The sequence below is a fragment of the Rheinheimera sp. B2H12 genome (assembly GCF_059620065.1).
The window spans coordinates 3,290,784-3,309,549 of record NZ_CM184363.1 but is presented as its reverse complement, the minus strand read 5'-3'; the positions used below and the strand labels follow the sequence as shown (position 1 = coordinate 3,309,549).

The following is an 18,766-nucleotide window of genomic DNA, read 5'->3' as shown; positions in this document are numbered from 1 at the left end:
TGGCGTAAAGCCTACGCCCGATTTTGATTTTGAGGTAACAAGATGCAAGTTTCTGTTGAAACCACCCAGGGTTTAGAGCGCCGTGTCAATATCACGGTTCCTGCCGCTGCTATCAGCACTGAAGTAGAAAAAGAACTGCGCCAAATTGCAAAAAACCGTCGTGTGGATGGTTTCCGTCCAGGTAAAGCGCCAGTAGCTATTATCAAAAAAATGTTTGGTTTATCTGTGCTGCAGGATGTTGCTTCCCGTCAGATGCAAAATCATTTTTATCAAGCCATTATTGCTAATAAACTGACACCTGCTGGCGCTCCGACTTTCGCACCAGGTGAACTGGCTGAAGGCCAGGATTTACAGTTTGTGGCTACTTTTGAAGTCTACCCAGAAGTTGCACTGACCGGTCTGGCCAATGTTGAAGTGACTAAACCAGTGGTTGAAATTACTGCCGAAGACATGACCAACATGATCGAAACACTGCGCAAGCAACATGCAACTTGGGCGGCCAAAGATGGCGCTGCTGCTGCAGGCGACCGCGTTGTGATGGATTTCGTTGGTTCAATCGACGGTGAAGAATTTGAAGGCGGCAAAGCCGAAGGTTTCAGCCTGGATTTAGGCCAGGGCCGGATGATCCCGGGTTTTGAAGATGGCATCATCGGTAAAGCTGCTGGCGAGCAATTCACCATTGATGTAACTTTCCCGGCTGAATACCACGCTGAAGCATTAAAAGGCAAAGCAGCTCAGTTCGCTATCACACTGCAAACGGTAGAAACGCAAGTGCTGCCAGAAGTGAATGAAGAGTTCGTGAAACTGTTCGGTCTGGCGGAAAACACTGTTGAAGCGCTGCACGCTGAAGTGCGCAAAAATATGGATCGCGAACTGACTCAAGCCATCAAAGGCAAAGTGAAAGAGCAAGTGATCAAAGGTTTATTGGCTAACCACGAATTAGAAGTGCCACAAGCGCTGATCGACAGTGAAGTGGACGTATTACGTCGTCAGGCACTGCAACGCTTTGGCAACAACCTGGACGCGAAAAACCTGCCAGAACTGCCAGCAGCCTTATTTGCTGATCAGGCACGTGACCGCGTCAAAGTAGGCCTGTTGTTAGGTGAAGTGATCAAAACCAACAACCTGCAAGTTGATGACACTCGCGTTCAGGCGTTAATCGCAACTATCGCTTCTGCTTATGAAGATCCGGCTGAAGTTGTGCAGTACTACAACAGCAACAAAGAGCTGTTACAAGGTATGCGTAACGTTGCATTAGAAGAACAGGCGATTGATTTAGTGCTGGCTCAGGCTAAAGTTACTGAACAAGCTGCCAAGTTTAACGAAATTATGAATCCGCAAGCTGCCAACTAACATTGACATTAGTTAGTGAGACGGTTTTAATGGCTCGGGCAGCAGTGTTCGGGCCATTTTATTTTCTGCCGCAAGTTTCGAGGGATCCAGCTGATGGTGTTTAACCAAAATATGAATGAATTAGTCAACGCTTTAGTACCGATTGTGATTGAACAGACCGCAAAAGGTGAGCGCTCTTTTGATATCTACTCACGCTTATTAAAAGAGCGGGTGATTTTCTTAACGGGTCAGGTCGAAGACCACATGGCCAATCTGATTGTGGCGCAGCTGTTATTCCTGGAATCGGAAAATCCGGAAAAAGACATCTACATCTATATCAACTCGCCGGGTGGTTCTGTCACTGCTGGTCTGGCCATTTATGACACCATGCGCTATATCAAATGTGATATTGCTACTGTCTGTGTCGGTCAGGCTGCCAGTATGGGCGCTTTCCTGTTGTCTGGTGGTACCAAAGGCAAACGTTATTGTCTGCCCAATGCCCGGGTGATGATCCATCAACCTTTGGGGGGGTTCCAGGGCCAGGCGACGGATTTTGAGATCCATGCCCGTGAAATTCTGACCATCAAAGAGAAGTTAAATCGGCTGATGGCCGAACATACCGGCAAAACTTATGAAGAAATTGTGTCTGCTACTGAGCGGGATAATTTTTTAAGTGCCCAACAAGCGCTTGAGTACGGCTTGATCGACACGATATTTGTCAAAAGCGAAGCAAAATAATTGAATTGGCGCTGTGTCCCGGGACGGGTGCAGCGCAAGGTAAATGAGGTAGTTCCATGTCTGATCACCGCACTGACGGCGACAAAAACAGCAAGCTGTTATATTGCTCTTTTTGTGGCAAATCACAGCACGAAGTGCGTAAGTTGATCGCAGGTCCACAGGTCTATATCTGTGATGAATGCGTTGACCTATGCAACGACATTATCCGGGAGGAAATTAAGGATATTTCGCCAAAACGGGATGGCAACAAACTGCCAACACCACGCGAAATCCGCGCACATCTGGATGATTATGTTATCGGCCAGGAACATGCGAAAAAAGTATTGGCCGTTGCAGTTTACAACCACTACAAACGGCTGCGTAATGTCAGTAACAAACAGGATGTTGAACTGGGCAAAAGTAATATCCTGCTGATTGGTCCTACCGGTAGCGGTAAAACCTTATTGGCTGAGACGCTGGCGCGGTTATTGGATGTGCCATTTACCATGGCCGATGCCACCACTTTAACCGAAGCCGGTTATGTCGGTGAAGATGTCGAAAACATTATCCAGAAACTGTTACAGAAATGCGATTACGATGTCGAAAAAGCGCAGCGCGGTATTGTGTACATTGATGAAATCGACAAAATTTCACGTAAATCTGAAAATCCATCTATTACCCGTGATGTGTCTGGTGAAGGTGTGCAACAAGCGTTGCTAAAACTGATTGAGGGGACTGTTGCTTCAGTACCACCGCAAGGCGGTCGTAAACATCCACAACAGGAATTTCTGCAGGTGGATACCTCCAAGATTCTGTTTATTTGTGGTGGTGCTTTTGCAGGCCTTGATAAAATCATTGAACAGCGCAGTGCCAAAGGTTCGAGCATTGGTTTTGGCGCTGAAGTAAAAAGCAAAGAAAATAGATCACTGACTGAAAGTTTCCGCGATGTTGAGCCGGAAGATCTGGTGAAGTTTGGTTTAATTCCGGAATTTATTGGTCGTTTACCGGTGTTGGCCACCTTGACCGAGCTGGATTTGGCCGCCTTGATGGAAATCCTCAGCCAGCCGAAAAACGCACTGGTGAAACAGTTTGCCGCCTTGTTCCAGATGGAAGATGTGGAGCTCGAGTTCCGTGAAGATGCACTCAAAGCCATTGCCCAAAAAGCAATGGAACGCAAAACCGGCGCCCGCGGCTTACGCTCAATCGTCGAGGGTGTATTGCTTGATACCATGTATGATCTGCCATCTATGCAAGATGTCAGTAAAGTGGTGATTGATGAAACCGTGATCCGCGGTGAATCTCAGCCTATTCTGATTTATCAGAGCAGCGAAAAAGCAGTCGCAGAATCGCACTGAGTCCTGAACTCAGCGCCTGAAGGTATCAGATCGTAAAAGGAGCTTCGGCTCCTTTTTTTTCACTCGATTAAAGTGCTAGATCCCAGGCAACAGTAATGTGCTGGCGGCAGGGGCCTGCTGTTGCGCTGGGATGGTGCTTTGTCAGCACAGGAGTGACTGTTGCCCTCAGCGTCAGTCAAGACCGCTTATTTGGCTGTCCAGTGAACAGTTCGGCCGCAGTGACCGTATCTGCTGTAGCAAGGAACTGAAAACAGCCTGATGTTTTCGCTGCTTTTTTTATACAGTGCATTGAAGTGTGAAATTCAGACCCCATATACTTGTTTATTCACGCCTGCAGTAACTAATTCGAGAGAGATTGAATGACAGAAGCAACAGTCGAACGTTTGCATATGCCCGTGTTGGCATTACGTGACGTTGTCGTCTATCCCCACATGGTAATTCCATTGTTTGTCGGGCGGGCGAAATCTATTAAATGTCTTGATGCCGCGATGGACAACGATAAACAGATTTTCCTGGTTGCGCAAAAAGATGCCACGCTGGATGATCCGGCCGAATCCGATTTGTATCGGGTGGGTACAGTCGCGACTATTTTACAACTGCTGAAGCTGCCGGATGGGACAGTCAAAGTGTTGGTCGAAGGCAGTCGTCGCGCTCGGCTAGTCGACTTTACCGCCACTGAAGAGCTGTTTATGGCCAATGTCGATGTCATCGCATCGCCGGAAATGGACAGTCGCGAGCAGGAAGTCTTTGTCCGTTCTGCGGTGGGCCAGTTTGAGGGTTATATCAAGCTGAACAAGAAAATCCCGCCTGAGGTGCTGACCGCTTTATCTGGTATTGAAGACGCCGCCAGACTGGCTGACACTATGGCTGCGCATATGCCGCTTAAAGTGGAAGACAAGCAGAAAGTGCTTGAAATCGTTGATGTCACTGCCCGTCTGGAATTCCTGATGGCGATGATGGAAAGCGAAATCGACATTCTGCAGGTCGAACGCCGTATTCGTGGCCGTGTGAAAAAACAAATGGAAAAAAGTCAGCGTGAGTATTATCTGAACGAACAGATGAAAGCCATTCAGCGTGAACTGGGTGAGCTGGATGATACGCCGGATGAATTTGAAGCCATTAACCGCAAAATTGAAGCCGCTGCCATGCCGGAAGAAGCGAAAACCAAAGCATCTGCAGAACTGGCCAAATTAAAAATGATGTCACCGATGTCAGCAGAAGCGACAGTGGTGCGCTCTTATATTGACTGGCTGACGCAAGTGCCTTGGAAACAACGATCTAAGGTGAAAAAGAATTTGGCGTTGGCAGAAGAAATTCTCAATAGTGACCACTATGGCCTGGATAAGGTCAAAGAACGGATCCTGGAATATCTGGCCGTGCAACAGCGGGTCAATAAACTCAAAGGCCCAATTTTATGTTTAGTGGGTCCACCAGGGGTTGGTAAAACCTCATTAGGCCAGTCTGTTGCCAAAGCCACTGGCCGTAAATATGTGCGGATGGCATTAGGTGGGGTACGGGATGAAGCTGAGATCCGTGGCCACCGCCGCACTTACATTGGTTCAATGCCTGGTAAAATCATCCAGAAAATGGCCAAGGTTGGGGTACGCAATCCACTGTTTTTACTTGATGAAATTGACAAAATGGCGTCGGATTTCCGTGGCGATCCGGCTGCAGCATTGTTAGAAGTGCTGGATCCGGAGCAAAATTCGGCCTTTAGCGATCATTATCTGGAAGTTGATTACGATCTGTCCGATGTGATGTTTTTCGCGACCAGTAACAGTCTGAATATACCGGAAGCTTTATTAGATCGGATGGAAGTGATTCGGTTATCTGGTTACACCGAAGATGAGAAACTGAATATTGCCCGTCAGCATCTGATCAGTAAACAGATTGAACGCAATGGTCTGAAAAAAGGTGAGCTGACCATCGAAGACAGCGCCATCATCGGTATCATCCGGTATTACACCCGCGAAGCTGGTGTGCGCAGTCTGGAGCGGGAAATTTCCAAGTTATGCCGCAAAGCAGTGAAGCAAATCCTGCTGGGTAAGAGTGGCAAGCAAGTGGTGATTAACCAGGACAATCTGGAAGAGTTCCTTGGCGTGCAACGCTTCGATTACGGTAAAGCTGAAGACAGCAACCGCATCGGTCAGGTCACAGGTCTGGCCTGGACTTCGGTCGGCGGTGATTTACTGACGATTGAAGCTGCTGCAGTGGTTGGCAAAGGCAAACTAACCAATACCGGTTCACTGGGCGATGTAATGAAAGAATCGATCCAGGCGGCGATGACAGTGGTGAGAAGCCGGGCTGATACCTTGCGGATCAATGAAGACTTTTATGAAAAACGCGATATCCACATCCATGTACCTGAAGGCGCGACGCCAAAAGATGGCCCAAGTGCAGGTATTGCCATGGTTACAGCGCTGGTCTCTGCGCTAACTGGTAATCCGGTGCGGGCTGATGTCGCGATGACAGGTGAAATCACCTTGCGTGGTGAAGTGTTGCCGATTGGTGGTTTAAAAGAGAAATTACTGGCAGCGCACCGCGGTGGTATTAAACGGGTGTTGATACCGCATGATAACGTGCGTGATTTAAAAGATATTCCGGATAACGTTAAAGGCGATATCGAAATTTGCCCGGTACAGTGGATAGAACAGGTGTTGGAGTTGGCATTACAAGAGCCGCCAACCGGTATGTCTGTGGTAAATGTGGAAAAAACCAGCGTAAAAGCTAAAAAAAGCCAAAAAAATGTGGTTTAGGGGCTTTTCAAACGCGCAGGCTGTGCTAATTTAGGGGCAGTTTCGTTGCAGCCCTTGTGTGACAAGGGCTGGCGGGACATCAAGAAATTTTCGGGTCCGTTGTATTTGTGCTTGCAAGCGTTTCGGATGCTTGATATAACAATGTCCACATTACAAAAGTGTACTTAAATCTTGTGTTAGAAAATAATAACAATTGAAGGGGATGATATTGTGAACAAGTCTCAACTTATCGACAAAATTGCTGCTGGTGCAGACATTTCTAAAGCGGCAGCGGGTCGTTCTCTTGACGCGTTCATCGAAGCCGTTACTGAAGCTTTAAAGGAAGGTGACTCAGTTGCACTGGTTGGTTTTGGTACTTTTGCCGTGCGTGAGCGTGCCGCTCGTGCAGGCCGTAACCCACAGACTGGCGAACCGATCCAAATCCCTTCCGGGAAAATCCCTTCGTTCAAGCCAGGTAAAGCGTTAAAAGACAGCGTTAACTAAACTTGATAACCACACCGGCGCGCCGGTGAGGTGTGTAAAGCGAAGAACACCATGTTGCGGCCTGGCTGACAAATGGCAGTGATACTAAGCAAATAAGCAAAGTATCCATAGTTCTGTTACAGCTTCTCTAAAAAAGGCGCATCTGTTAAGATGCGCTTTTTTTTTAAGCCCGCATTTGCCGTTATAAGAGATAAAGCAAGCATGTTAGAAAAGATCAGAGAAGGTACAAAAGGGATTGTTGCTCAGGTCATTCTGGGCCTGGTGATCCTGACTTTCGCCGTATCCGGCGTTAGTAGTTATTTTGCTAATAACAGCGACCAGTCCGTTGCTGTCGTGAACGGCGAAGAAATTTCCCGGACGAAATTTGAGCAAAGTTACCAGAACGAACGTGCCAGGATGGAACAGCAATTTGGTGAGATGTTTGCCTCTCTTGCTGCGAACCCTGACTATATGAATAATTTCCGTAATTCAGTGTTAGATCGTCTGATTGATGAGACGCTGATGAAACAATATGCAGCCAGCATGGGCCTGGCCGTCAGTGATGAACTCATCATCAAAACAATCCGTGAAATGACTGAGTTTCAGGTGGATGGTGTATTTAACAACGACCGTTATCTGGCATTGTTACGGCAAAATAATCTGACCGCGAATCAGTTCCGTGACATGTTGCGTGAACAATTTAGCCGTACTCAGTTATTGGCCGGCGTGGCAGGTTCAGAATTCGCATTACCGAATGAACTGAAACAACTGATGGCGTTACAGCAACAAAGTCGCGATATTGAATACGCTGTATTAAAAGCGGCTGACTTTGCCAAAGACGTTGAGATCACCGATGACAAACTGAATAGTTTTTATCAATTGAATCAAAAACGTTTTGCGACTCCTGAACAGGTGTCTTTGCAGTATGTTGAATTAAAAGCTGCTGATCTGGCAGCAGACATTGCGGTCAGCGATGCCGATATTGACGCTTATTATAAAGCACAGCAAAGCCGCTATCAGTCAGAAGAACGCCGTCGGGTGTCGCATATTCTGTTAGAAGCGACAGAAGAGGATACGGCAGTCAAAGCCAAAGCAGAAGAGTTACTGCAACAACTGCAAGCCGGTGCTGACTTTGCTGAACTAGCCAAAACACAATCGGCTGATACCGTGTCTGCTGAAGTCGGCGGTGATTTAGATTTCATCACTAAAGATGTGATGGAAGCAGAATTTGAACAAGCCGCTTATGCGTTGGCAAAAGTAGGTGATTTAAGCCCAGTGGTAAAAACTTCTTTTGGTTATCACATTATCAAGCTCACTGAAATTGATGCTGCCAAAGTGAAACCGCTGGCTGAAGTCCGTGATGCAATTAAAGCAACAGTGCAGCAAGAAAAAGCCGCTGAACAATTTGCCGAATTACAGCAAAAACTGGCTGAAGTAAGTTTTGAAATTGCTGATAGTCTGGCAGAGGCTGCCACAGCGGTGAATGGCAAAGTGCAAGAGCAAGCGTTGTTTTCCAGGGCTACTGCTGCCGGCGTGTTTGCCACACCAAAACTGCTTGATACAGTGTTTAATGCCGATTTTATTGCCGCAGGTACCAACAGCGATGTGATCGAAATTGCACCACAGCACGTGGTGGTGGCTCGCCTGGTTGAGCATGTTGCTGAAAAAGTGAAAAGCTTGGATGAAGTCAAAGCTGAAGTCACGGCTGCAGTCGTTGCTGAAGAAAGTAGCAAGCTGGCCAAAGCCAAAGCTGAAGCGATCGCAGCGGAAGCGACCAAAGCTGACAACGCTGCAGCTATCGTCACTGCATCCCAGTTGAAACTGGAATCCGCGCCTGCAACGCCACGTTTTGGTGGCAGTCTGGATGCAGAAATTCGCACCAAAGCTTTTGAGCTGGCTAAGCCTGTCGCAGCTGGTAAAGTTAGCGTTGGCATGACGAGTCTTACCACCGGTGATTCAGCGGTGATACTGGTCAGTAAAGTGACCGACGTCAGCACCACGGCAGAGCCGCCAGTGGCTGAGTTGCAACAGTACGCGCAGCAACTGGCACAATCGCACTTTAGCGCCGTGCAACAAGCGTTAAAACAACAAGCTGAAATTGTTCGAAAATTACCAGCAATGACCAGCGAAGAGTTGTAATTGTTCGATCTTGAATAAGAATAAAAAAACCGCTGCGGCGGTTTTTTTTATGGATGCGCCGGGCACGGCGCGTACGGAATGCTACAACGTAAAGTCGACAGGTATAAGCAGGACAAATTCGCTTGGAGCGAATTTGCGCGTAATCCCGAAGGGTTTATCACAAGGATGTGATGAACAACGTCGCGCGAATTACCCTGGGAGATCTGAACATCTGTCATAGTGCGACTAACATCGGGAGGTGTTGGGATGGGGCCTCAGAAGACCGGATATGCTGTCGACATTTTCCGGCATACACTCCATATCAGCCGAGGCTGTAGTAGTGCTGAAAACCGATAGCATGAAGGGCTGAACATAGTTAACCGTGATTAGGACATTGCACCTCGATGTTGATTGATGATGCACAAGCGCAGGATACTGCGGCCAATGGGCGAACGAAAGCGGAACAGTCTTTAACGATAGAAGCAGTTGAACTGCTCGGTTCTCTTGCCGATGTTTCAACCGCGTGATGAAAAGTCGTCTGGTAGAGGTTTGGTGGTTGTAAAAATCTGACAATTTGTTCAGCGCGATACCTTCCGCCGCGGACTTGAAATTGATTTGAATCAATGTTAGTTTTTTGAATACATTATTTTACATAAAAAGAGGTTGGTATCCATTTCAGTCAACGCGTTAAAAAATCATATATCAATCAATAATTGACTAGTTTTTCATGCCGTATAACTGATGAATTTGATGACGAGAATGCTAAATAATGGAGATTCAGTTATGTTTTTGAATTCTTCTTCTACCGGTCGCTCTTAAGAAGTTAAACGTCATTCATCTATACCTTTATCAACAATGCATAAAAGGATTCATGTGCTAAATAAATGTTATAGTTATCTGCTGTGTTTTGTTTTTATTACGGTAAACTTTGCCTCTTACGCGGCTGTGCCAGCTGATGTCGAAGTTATTTATGAAACGGAACATCATAAGCGGATTAAAATCAACAACAAAGACTACAATCAGATCTTTGAAAAAGATGTAATGAGTGTCAGTCAACAATTTTCTCAACAAAGTTCTTCAGCATCAGCTAAAGCAGCAACAGTGGCTACGCCGGTTGAAACTAATGAAAGTGTGGTGGTGAATAACCTAAAAGGGGTACTGGAAGCCGGTTTTCCGCAATGGTTAGAGCATGACATTTTAGAAGACGCCGGTTTTAGTGACTGGTCGCAAGTCAGTGCGGAACAAATGATTGCCCCTATTGATCGACTCGTAATTGATATAGATGCAATGAACCAAGTCTCTCAGTACGATGGCGTCAATATGCAAAGTATGACGACTAGACATAATCTCAGGCTCAATGGGGCGCTGGGGGTAAGTCCACAAGGCTGGTTTTGTAGCAAAAAATGGAAAGATAAAGAGAAGTCTTTTAACAAAAGCTTTGACAAACAACAAGAAAAACTTGCCAGTTACAATAAAGATGGTATTGAAGCCGCCTTGAATGGTACCTATGAGGGTAAAGGTACGTTTAAAGCTGGTATTTATTATCGGATTAAAACCCGTTGTGGCATTCCTTATAAAGCTGAATTTGTGCGGGCAGCGATCGATGTTGATGCGGATCTGAAAGGCAAAATTGGGCTGGATGGACACGCCAAATATAAATATGAAAAAAATAACTTAATCGATAAAATCAATCTTTGGTACTTCAATGAACAATGGTGGGTGTATATTTTCCAGTTAGAGTTGGAACTACAACTACAAATGGATATTGGTGTTAAGTTCAAGGTTGAAGCTGCGACAGCATTTAACACCGCGCATAATGTTACAGGCAGCGCCAAGGTCAGTTGGACCTGTACCAAAGCCAGTTGTGATAAAACCAGGAATGAGGTTGATTTTGATTTAACTATGATGGAGCAACCCAATTATAGTGCGCAGATAAGAGTTGAATTAACGCCTTATGTCGATACCAATTTTACTGCCTACCTTGATATGTACTGGGGAGCCATTGAACTTGCAAATGCTAAAGTTGGCATCGTTGCTGCTTTGCCTGTGACTCTGTTTGGTTATTATGGAAATATGTGTTCCGACGCCAATGATGATGGTCAGAATGAGCATGTCGATGCTTTATTAGTGGATGCAACTGCTCAGATTTATGGTTATATGAAGGTGAAAGTGGGTGGAAAAAAATGGCTGACCGATTTGAAAATCAAAGTCGCAGGCTGGAAGCTTTACGATAAACAATTCACCTTGTATACCGAGCAGGATCTGACAGCAACGGTTTATAGTAAAAATTTGTATTATAAAGACTTACTTTCGGGAGGTTCTGCTGTCATGGAGCCAGCTATAACCTTACCTGACATTGTAAAAACCGATGGTGCTATCCTTGTCGCCAGTAGAAGTTGTCATCCGTTTACAGACAGCCTGACCTATGAGATTGACTGGGGGGATGGTTCACCAAATTATGTCGGTGCTGGTGGCCGTATTAATCATAATTGGTTGCAAAATGGTAATACCTTGGTCAGAACCAGGTTGTTATCCGATGCTGCCGGCCGAACTTTTGTCGAGAGATGGACTGAAAAAAGGGTCAATGTATCGCCGGATGGTGTCACACCAAGCTACCCCTGGCTTGTTCCAGTTCTGTCGTTATTATTGCACTGATACATTTTCGCTGATATTGCGGTCAATCAACGCGGCCAGGCTTTGCCATCAAGTCGGCCGCTTACTCATCCGCAGTAAAATGATTCAAGCCCGTTTCAAAGCACTACTTATGCTCAAAACTGAATACTTTTCATCAGTTTTCGGCTGTAATCATGTTGCGGTTGCTCGAACACTTGTTGGGTTGGGCCATAATCCAGGCTTTGACCCTGATGCAGTACCAGCGTTTGATCGGCGATGTGGCGGACTAATCTGAGTTGGTTGGTGATGAGCAAATAGGCCAAACCGGTTTTTTGCTGCAGATCCAACAACAGGTTGACAATCTGCGCCCGTAATGACGGATCCAGTGCGGTCAGAGCTTCATCCAGAATTAACACTTTTGGGTCCAGGATCAAAGCCCGCGCGAGTGCCACCCGCTGTAACTGGCCGCCGGAAAACATGTGCGGATAATAATTGCCATGCTCGTTTAATAAACCGAGTAATTTTAGGGTTTGACTGATTTTCTGCTCGCGCTGCTCAAAACTCAGGACTGTGCTGTAGCGCAACACATCATGCAAAATATCGGCGATTTTCTGATTCGGATTCAGTGAACGGGCGGCGTCCTGGAAAATATAGCGGATCAGATGGTTATTGCTCTGATAATTGGCGCAATCATGCTTTTTACCAGCCAACAACACTTCGCCGCTGTCAGCTTGTTCGATACCGACCAGAATTTTGGCTAAAGTACTCTTACCGGAGCCTGTTTCGCCAACGACTGCTAACGTCTGGCCAGCATCGAGTTGAAAGGATAAGTGCTGCAACGCCAGTACTTGTTGATGCCGAAACAGCCCCTGGGCTTTCTGGTAGGTTTTACACAGCTGTCGCACTTCGATCAAACTACTCATGGCTGGATTTTCCTGTCATCGGGAAGTGACAACTGTAAAAATGGTTTTGTTGCCGCTCGATAATCGGCGTTTTTACACATTCTTTGCGGGCGTTTGGACAACGTGGACCCAGCCGGCAGCCGATGGGTAAATGTTGCAACGTTGGGATACTGCCATGCAGGGCGTAGAGTTGTTGTTTAAAACCAAGATCAGGCTGAAACTCAGGGACGCTCTGGATCAGTGCATGCGTGTACGGATGTAGCGGGTGTTTCAGTAGGGTGGCCGTGTCACCAGCCTCCACCAACTGGCCACAATACAACACACTGAGGGTATCCGTATTACGCGCGACAGTTTCCAGCTCATGACTGATCAGCAGGATTGAAGTGCCTTTGAGTTGATTAAAGCTCGCCAGTAACCGGAACAATTGGGCCTGGGTGGTGCTTTCCAGCGCTGTCGTTGGTTCATCGGCGATCAACAGTTTTGGGCTTTTGGCGATTGCCATTGCGATCATAATTTTCTGGCACAAGCCCTCAGACAGCTGATAGGGGTAACTACTGAGCACGGTATGATCACGGATCCCAACTTTGTGTAGCAGTGCCAAGGCCCGTTTTTTGCGGTAATACCCCCGTTGCCACCAGGATCCTTCCAGCAGATGGTCTGGGATCGATTCGGCCAATTGTTCGCCGACAGTCGCGGTAGGATCCATACTGCGGCTTGGCTCCTGATAAATCATGGCGATATCACGACTGATGATTTGACGCTGTTGCTGATAAGGTAAACGCAACAAATCCTGACCGCACCAGTTAAAGCGATCCGCACTGATTTTCCAGCGTTGATGTAACACGCCCATAATAGCCTTGGCGATGAGACTTTTACCGGAGCCAGATTCACCGACCAGGCCACGAATTTCACCTTCTTTTAATGTCAGGCTAACCCGATCTACAGCTCTGACCAGGCCATCAGGCGTTTCCAGTTCCAGTGTCAGATTACGGATATCCAATAACTGCATCAGTTTTCCCGCCGTTTTTTCATCGCGACCCGCAAGCCATCACCAACCAGATTAATAGCCAGTACTGTGGTAAAAATTAATAAACCCGGTAATGCCACTGTCCAGGGCGCGAGATAAATAGCATCCAGCGAATCGGCAATCATACTGCCCCATTCCGGGGTTGGCGCCTGAGCGCCAATGCCTAAGAATCCCAGTGCTGCAATATCCAGCACTGCGGTGGATAAAGCCATAGTGCCCATCAGCACCAATTGTTCCCAGATATTCGGCAAAATCACCGAAAACAATAACTGTCTTTTATTGGCACCATCCAACCGGTAAGCGGTGACATAATCCTGTTTCAGCTGCTGCATGATGGCGTTGCGGATGCCATGGACAAATTGCGGCAGCAGCGCCAGCATAATGGCCCAAATGGTATTGATCAGGCCAGGGCCGAGCACTGCGACAATCACAATCGCCAGTAATAACGAGGGGATCGTCAGTGCCAGATCAAGCAAGTGATTAAAAATGCTCGATTTAACCCCTTTACTCATGCCAGATAAACTGCCAAGGATCAGGCCAATCAGCAGTGACCCTAATACAGCCAGGATCGCCAGGCCAAAGGTATAACTGGTACCGAGCATCAATCGGGACATTAAATCGCGACCCAAATCATCGGTGCCAAGCGGGTAAGAGACTAAACCAGACTCCTGCCAGGATGGCGCTAACAACAGTAACTGCGAATTTTGCAGGTAAGGATCATGCGGCGTCAGCAATGGGGTGATCAGGGCCAGTGATACCAGCAGCAATAACGCAATCAGACCAAAAAAAGCGTAATGTTGTGGCGCAAAATGCTGCCACAATAACTTCAGTGGGCCTTTGTTGTGCTCCTCATAATACAGTCGGATTTTTTTCATCTCAGAACCGCCGTGCCAGAGGATTAAATAAGGTATGCAAAATTTCTGTCAGCATATTCACCAGAATGACCAGACAAGATACTGCCAGCACTCCGCCCTGGATCGCCGGGAAATTGCGCTGATAAATACTATCAATCAGCCAGCGGCCGATGCCAGGCCAAGAGAAAATAACCTCGGTGATCATCGCCAGCGTGATCAGTGCGCTAAATTGTAAGCCGATTTGCCGGGTGACAGGCAGTAGCGCATTGCGCAAGCCGTGAGTGAACAACACTTGTAATCGGGTCAGTCCTTTGGCGCGGGCGGTTTTAATATAGTTTTGTTCCAGCACCTCAATCATCGAGTCGCGGGTAAAACGGATCATCACTGTGGTGGGGTAGGTGGCCAGCACGACTGCAGGCAATAATAAATGCCGGATTGCATCTTTGAATGCCGCTTGCTGATAACTGACATCAGCAAGCCAGATATCGACCAGCATAAAGCCTGTGACATGGTCAATTTCATACAATAAGCTCAGACGGCCCGAAGTTGGCAGCAGGCCTAAGGTCAGTGAAAACAGCATGATGAGTAATAAAGCCCACCAGAAAACTGGTAATGAATAACAGACCAGCGCCAGTGATGAAATCAGTTTATCCAGCCACCTGTCTTTACGCACTGCTGCCAGAATGCCCAGTGGGATCCCCAGCAACATCGACAGCAACAGCGCATAACTGGCCAGTTCCAGTGTTGCCGGCATTACCAATAAAATTTCCGTCAGCACATTTTGCTGGCTGGAAAATGACAAAGCCCATTGCCCATCCAAAATACGCCGGACAAAATAAATATATTGTTGCCAGTAACTTTGATCGAGCCCCAGCACCTGGCGCAGCTCTGTTTCCTGCTCCGGACTGATGTAACGTAAACCGGTAAAATTATTCAGCACATCGCCGGGAAACAGATAATTCAGGCTAAACGCAAAAATGGTCAGTGCGACAAAAACAAATGCCAGTAAAAACAACCGGCGTAATAAATAATGCAGCATCATAAGGCTTTTCCTGCATTGGCAAAGCTGATGCCGCCATAGGGGTTAATTTTGATGCCGCTGACTTTGCTATTATGCACCTGGAAGCGTTTGGAATGAGCAATAGGGACCAGTGGCATTTGTTCCGATTGGTATTGTTGTGCCGCCTGATAAAAACCACGACGGATGGTGATATCGGCAGTGAGCACCGCCTTGGCCAATAAATCGTCGTACAGTGGATCACACCAGTTGGCTCTGTTGCTGCCCGATACTGCCGCTGCACAACTGAGCAGTGGTCGCAAGAAATTATCCGGATCGGCACTGTCGGCTGACCAGCCAATCAGCACCGAGTCATGCTCGCCCAGACGTAATTTGCGTCTGAAGGTATTCCATTCATAGGACACAATATTGCTTTTGATACCAACCTGCGCCAGATCTGCCTGCAGCAATTCAGCCATTTTCAGCGCATTCGGATTGTACAAACGTTGTACGGGCATCGCCCAGATATCCATCTTAAAGCCTTTACTGTAGCCTGCTTCCGCCAGTAACTGCCGGGCTTTGGCCGGATCATAGCCTTGGGTTTGCCGATTTTGCTGATAAGCCCAGGAGGTTGGTGGCAATAATGAATCTGCTGCCTGGGCTTGTCCAAAATAAACCGCCTGTAAAATATTTTGTTTATTGATGGCATAAGCCAGTGCCTGGCGCACTTTTACCTGGTTAAACGGTGGCTTTTGGGTATTAAAAGCCCAATAACCTACGTTCATGCTGGTTTGTGCTTCGACCACAAAATCCGGTTTTTTTGACAATAATGACAATTCCGCTAACCGCGGGATCGGTGCCACATCACATTCTTTGGTCAGCAATTTTGCCAGACGTTTGGTGTTGTCCGGCACTATATCAATCAGCAACTGTGGCAGTTGCACCTGCTGACGCCAGTAATTCGGATGCCGGTAATAGCGGATCATGACATCTTTCTGATAATGGCGGAAATAAAACGGGCCAGTGCCCACCGGTAGTTGATCCAGTTGTTCCAAATGGCCTTGTTGTTGCAATTGTGCGGCGTATTCGGCGGATAAAATGGCGGCAAAATCGGTGGCCAGAGTCGATAAAAAAGAACTGTCCGGTCTGGTCAGTACAAACTCAACTTCATGCTCTGACACCGCAGTGACCCTTCTGACCAGTTGGCGCCAGTCGACACTATCAAAATATGGATATTCAGCGGCAGCATGATGAAAAGGGTTTGCCACCGATAACACCCGCTCAAAAGTGAAGACCACATCTTGTGCAGTCAGTGGCCGGCTGGGTTGAAAATAGCCGGTATGATGAAACTCAACATCGTTTTTCAGTCGGAAGCGGTAACTGAGCCCATCTGGACTGATGTGCCAACTGCTGGCCAGTGCTGGCAATAAGCTCCCTGTATCGGGGTCAATATCCAGCAATCGATCGTATAAATGCTGGCTGATAGCATCAATAGTGGTGCCTGAAGTGACCAGTTGTGGGTTAAAGCTTTCTGGCGAACCTTCGGCACAATAGATCAAACCCTGTACTGCCGCCGATTGCGGTTCAGTCTCACAGCCAGATAACAACAGGCTACAGCAAAGCAGCGTCAGCAGGTGGGGGTAATAGTTCATTGTTGGCTGTCTAACAGTTTGTATTTTTTCATATAACCACGTAGCTGATGATAGGTCAGGTTCAGTGCATCTGCCGTTTTTTTCTGATTGTACTGGCAGGCCGCCAATGCTTGTTTAATCAGACTTACTTCGTAACTTTCCGATAACAGCTTGAAATCCTGCTGCAGGCTGAAATCGGCTGCGATAGGTGCTATCAGAGCAGGTTGCGAGCCATTATCACCGGAAGCTGCTGACTTGGCTACTCTTGTTGTTTCCGCCAATGACATAGCCGGTGTCACTCCAGCAGTGGTTGCAGGTTGTAACTGCCGATCCAATGTTTTAACCCGCTGTTTTGGCCGGAATGGCGAGGCAAAAGGGTCAAATAAAATATCATGGACTGGCACATAAGGGTTGTTGCAGCGATAAACGCTGCGCTCGACCACGTTTTTCAATTCCCGCACATTGCCAGGCCAGTCGTAATCCAGTAACGCCCGTTTGGCTTTTTCGCTGAAACCACTGAACAGTTCAAAATTCAGTTCCTTCGCCATGCTCATGCCAAAATGTTCAGCCAGCAGCAGAATATCCTCGCGTCGCTCTCGCATTGGTGGCAAGGTGATCACATCAAAAGCCAGCCTGTCCAGTAAGTCGGCTCTGAATTCCCCCAGTTCCGCCATTGCAGGCAAATCTTCATTGGTGGCGCAAATCAGCCGGACATCCACTTTAATAGCTCTGCTGCCACCAACCCGCTCAAATTCGCCATATTCAATCACCCTGAGCAATTTTTCTTGCACCAGACCCGGGGTATTGGCCAGTTCATCTAAAAACAAGGTACCAAAATTAGCCCGTTCAAAGCGGCCTTCATGCCTTTTGCTGGCCCCGGTAAAGGCGCCGGCTTCGTGACCAAAGAGTTCACTTTCCAGTAAGTTTTCATTGAGAGAGGCACAGTTCAGCGTCAGATAAGATTGATCCCAACGTTGGGATAAAAAATGCAGCCGGGCTGCGATCAGTTCTTTACCGGTGCCGCGCTCACCGATGATCAATACAGGTTTATTCAGTGGCGCGATTTGTGAAACCTGATCCAATACGTTGAGAAAACTGTTCGCCTGACCAATCAGGTTGTCTTGTTGCAATGCTCTGGTCATATCCCTGCTACAAATTAGTGAAAAATACTAATTTGTAGTCTATTTCATAATGGCAAATTAAAGAAGGTTTTGTTTAAAAATTAAATTAACTGATATTATTCAATTGCTTATGTTTATTTTGGCAAGTTGGCAAGGAAACTGAATAACATAGTCTGAAGCAACTTAGACATTTAATGAGGTAATTATCATGGGTATTTTTTCTCGCTTTTCAGATATCGTCAATTCCAACATCAATGCGTTATTAGATAAGGCCGAAGATCCAGAAAAAATGGTACGGCTGATTATTCAGGAAATGGAAGATACCTTGGTTGAAGTTCGTTCTACTTCTGCCAAAACCATTGCTGAGAAAAAAGAGTTACAGCGGGTGGTGAGCCGGCTGGAAGAAGAAGTGCAGGATTGGCAGTCGAAAGCTGAGCTGGCGCTGTCGAAAAATCGCGATGATTTAGCGCGTTCTGCTCTGATTGAAAAACAAAAAGCGGCGGATCAAGCTGCGACTGTGGCTGCCGATATCCAGAATCTGGATGCACATGTCAGCAAATTACAGGACGAAGTTGGCCAATTGCAGGAAAAACTGGCAGATGCTAAAGCACGCCAAAAATCGATGCTGATGCGTCAGCAAACAGTGACTTCCCGGCTTGAAGTGAAAAAAACGTTAGACAGCAACCGCTTAAACGATGCAATGTATAAGTTCGAGCGTTATGAGCAAAAAATCGATTCGCTGGAAGCTCAGGTTGAATCCTATGATTTAGGCAAAAAGACCTTACGCGATGAATTTGCTGAGCTGGCAGCCCAGGATAAAATTGATTCTGAACTGGCAGCATTAAAAGCAAAGCTGAACAACGATAATAACGCCTGAGTTT

15 protein-coding genes are annotated in these 18,766 nt (G+C 47.0%); 9 read left to right on the top strand and 6 right to left on the bottom strand.

The genetic code is table 11. The features are described from left to right. Window positions 1-42 precede the first annotated feature (42 nt). The 8 genes from tig (at window position 43) to AC53GJ_RS14200 (ending at window position 11,395) form a co-directional block, all read left to right on the top strand. On the top strand, window positions 43-1,353 hold the full coding sequence (tig, locus tag AC53GJ_RS14235; protein ID WP_496728595.1) for a trigger factor: 1,311 nt from the start codon (window positions 43-45) through the stop codon (window positions 1,351-1,353). Window positions 1,354-1,446: 93 nt separating this feature from the next. Continuing rightward, window positions 1,447-2,070, top strand: coding sequence for an ATP-dependent Clp endopeptidase proteolytic subunit ClpP (gene clpP, locus AC53GJ_RS14230; RefSeq protein WP_496728593.1), 624 nt, complete (start codon window positions 1,447-1,449; stop codon window positions 2,068-2,070). A 56-nt stretch (window positions 2,071-2,126) separates the two neighbouring features. Further along, window positions 2,127-3,404, top strand: coding sequence for an ATP-dependent protease ATP-binding subunit ClpX (clpX, locus tag AC53GJ_RS14225; protein WP_496728591.1), 1,278 nt, complete (start codon window positions 2,127-2,129; stop codon window positions 3,402-3,404). 359 nt (window positions 3,405-3,763) lie between these two features. After that, window positions 3,764-6,160 carry an endopeptidase La gene (gene lon, locus AC53GJ_RS14220; RefSeq protein ID WP_496728590.1) on the top strand — a complete coding sequence of 799 codons (2,397 nt, stop codon included), beginning with the start codon at window positions 3,764-3,766 and terminating at the stop codon, window positions 6,158-6,160. Window positions 6,161-6,370: 210 nt separating this feature from the next. Beyond that, on the top strand, window positions 6,371-6,643 hold the full coding sequence (hupB, locus tag AC53GJ_RS14215) for a nucleoid-associated protein HU-beta (RefSeq protein ID WP_496728588.1): 273 nt from the start codon (window positions 6,371-6,373) through the stop codon (window positions 6,641-6,643). Window positions 6,644-6,844: 201 nt separating this feature from the next. Next, on the top strand, window positions 6,845-8,761 hold the full coding sequence (locus tag AC53GJ_RS14210; RefSeq protein WP_496728586.1) for a SurA N-terminal domain-containing protein: 1,917 nt from the start codon (window positions 6,845-6,847) through the stop codon (window positions 8,759-8,761). Between the two features lie 383 nt (window positions 8,762-9,144). Beyond that, complete coding sequence (locus AC53GJ_RS14205; protein WP_496728584.1) at window positions 9,145-9,267, top strand: hypothetical protein; 123 nt, start codon at window positions 9,145-9,147, stop codon at window positions 9,265-9,267. Between the two features lie 346 nt (window positions 9,268-9,613). After that, entirely contained in the window at window positions 9,614-11,395 is a 1,782-nt protein-coding gene (locus AC53GJ_RS14200; RefSeq protein ID WP_496728582.1) for a hypothetical protein, read from the top strand. 113 nt (window positions 11,396-11,508) lie between these two features. Here AC53GJ_RS14200 and AC53GJ_RS14195 read toward each other — a convergent pair whose 3' ends face one another. The 6 genes from AC53GJ_RS14195 to pspF are packed head-to-tail and all read right to left on the bottom strand — an operon-like array spanning window position 11,509 to window position 17,906. Beyond that, on the bottom strand, window positions 11,509-12,276 hold the full coding sequence (locus AC53GJ_RS14195) for an ATP-binding cassette domain-containing protein (protein ID WP_496728580.1): 768 nt from the start codon (window positions 12,274-12,276) through the stop codon (window positions 11,509-11,511). Next, a complete protein-coding gene (locus AC53GJ_RS14190) occupies window positions 12,269-13,264 on the bottom strand; it encodes a peptide ABC transporter ATP-binding protein (protein ID WP_496728578.1) in 996 nt (331 codons plus the stop codon). Before AC53GJ_RS14190 ends, AC53GJ_RS14195 begins: the two co-directional genes overlap by 8 nt. After that, complete coding sequence (locus AC53GJ_RS14185) at window positions 13,264-14,157, bottom strand: ABC transporter permease subunit (RefSeq protein ID WP_496728575.1); 894 nt, start codon at window positions 14,155-14,157, stop codon at window positions 13,264-13,266. Before AC53GJ_RS14185 ends, AC53GJ_RS14190 begins: the two co-directional genes overlap by 1 nt. A 1-nt stretch (window position 14,158) precedes the next feature. Continuing rightward, window positions 14,159-15,178: an ABC transporter permease gene (locus tag AC53GJ_RS14180; RefSeq protein WP_496728573.1), complete on the bottom strand. Its 1,020-nt coding sequence runs from the start codon at window positions 15,176-15,178 to the stop codon at window positions 14,159-14,161. Continuing rightward, window positions 15,175-16,785, bottom strand: coding sequence for an ABC transporter substrate-binding protein (locus AC53GJ_RS14175; RefSeq protein ID WP_496728571.1), 1,611 nt, complete (start codon window positions 16,783-16,785; stop codon window positions 15,175-15,177). The genes AC53GJ_RS14180 and AC53GJ_RS14175 overlap by 4 nt, the downstream gene beginning before the upstream one ends. Further along, window positions 16,782-17,906, bottom strand: a complete 1,125-nt coding sequence (gene pspF / locus AC53GJ_RS14170; RefSeq protein ID WP_496728569.1) for a phage shock protein operon transcriptional activator — start codon at window positions 17,904-17,906, stop codon at window positions 16,782-16,784. The genes AC53GJ_RS14175 and pspF overlap by 4 nt, the downstream gene beginning before the upstream one ends. A gap of 187 nt (window positions 17,907-18,093) precedes the next feature. Between pspF and pspA the strand changes: the two genes are divergently transcribed. Continuing rightward, window positions 18,094-18,762 (top strand): phage shock protein PspA, encoded by a 669-nt coding sequence (gene pspA, locus AC53GJ_RS14165; RefSeq protein WP_496728567.1) that lies wholly within the window; start codon window positions 18,094-18,096, stop codon window positions 18,760-18,762. Window positions 18,763-18,766 lie beyond the last annotated feature (4 nt).

What these genes read in the sequence shown, in the direction of transcription:
- AC53GJ_RS14205 (WP_496728584.1), top strand. Translation starts at nt 9,145, where the DNA reads ATGTTGATTGATGATGCACAAGCGCAGGATACTGCGGCCAATGGGCGA.
- AC53GJ_RS14180 (WP_496728573.1), bottom strand. Translation starts at nt 15,178, where the DNA reads ATGATGCTGCATTATTTATTACGCCGGTTGTTTTTACTGGCATTTGTT.
- pspF (WP_496728569.1), bottom strand. Translation starts at nt 17,906, where the DNA reads ATGACCAGAGCATTGCAACAAGACAACCTGATTGGTCAGGCGAACAGT.
- AC53GJ_RS14190 (WP_496728578.1), bottom strand. Translation starts at nt 13,264, where the DNA reads ATGCAGTTATTGGATATCCGTAATCTGACACTGGAACTGGAAACGCCT.
- pspA (WP_496728567.1), top strand. Translation starts at nt 18,094, where the DNA reads ATGGGTATTTTTTCTCGCTTTTCAGATATCGTCAATTCCAACATCAAT.
- AC53GJ_RS14175 (WP_496728571.1), bottom strand. Translation starts at nt 16,785, where the DNA reads ATGAACTATTACCCCCACCTGCTGACGCTGCTTTGCTGTAGCCTGTTG.
- AC53GJ_RS14210 (WP_496728586.1), top strand. Translation starts at nt 6,845, where the DNA reads ATGTTAGAAAAGATCAGAGAAGGTACAAAAGGGATTGTTGCTCAGGTC.
- lon (WP_496728590.1), top strand. Translation starts at nt 3,764, where the DNA reads ATGACAGAAGCAACAGTCGAACGTTTGCATATGCCCGTGTTGGCATTA.
- clpX (WP_496728591.1), top strand. Translation starts at nt 2,127, where the DNA reads ATGTCTGATCACCGCACTGACGGCGACAAAAACAGCAAGCTGTTATAT.
- clpP (WP_496728593.1), top strand. Translation starts at nt 1,447, where the DNA reads ATGGTGTTTAACCAAAATATGAATGAATTAGTCAACGCTTTAGTACCG.
- AC53GJ_RS14185 (WP_496728575.1), bottom strand. Translation starts at nt 14,157, where the DNA reads ATGAAAAAAATCCGACTGTATTATGAGGAGCACAACAAAGGCCCACTG.
- AC53GJ_RS14195 (WP_496728580.1), bottom strand. Translation starts at nt 12,276, where the DNA reads ATGAGTAGTTTGATCGAAGTGCGACAGCTGTGTAAAACCTACCAGAAA.
- tig (WP_496728595.1), top strand. Translation starts at nt 43, where the DNA reads ATGCAAGTTTCTGTTGAAACCACCCAGGGTTTAGAGCGCCGTGTCAAT.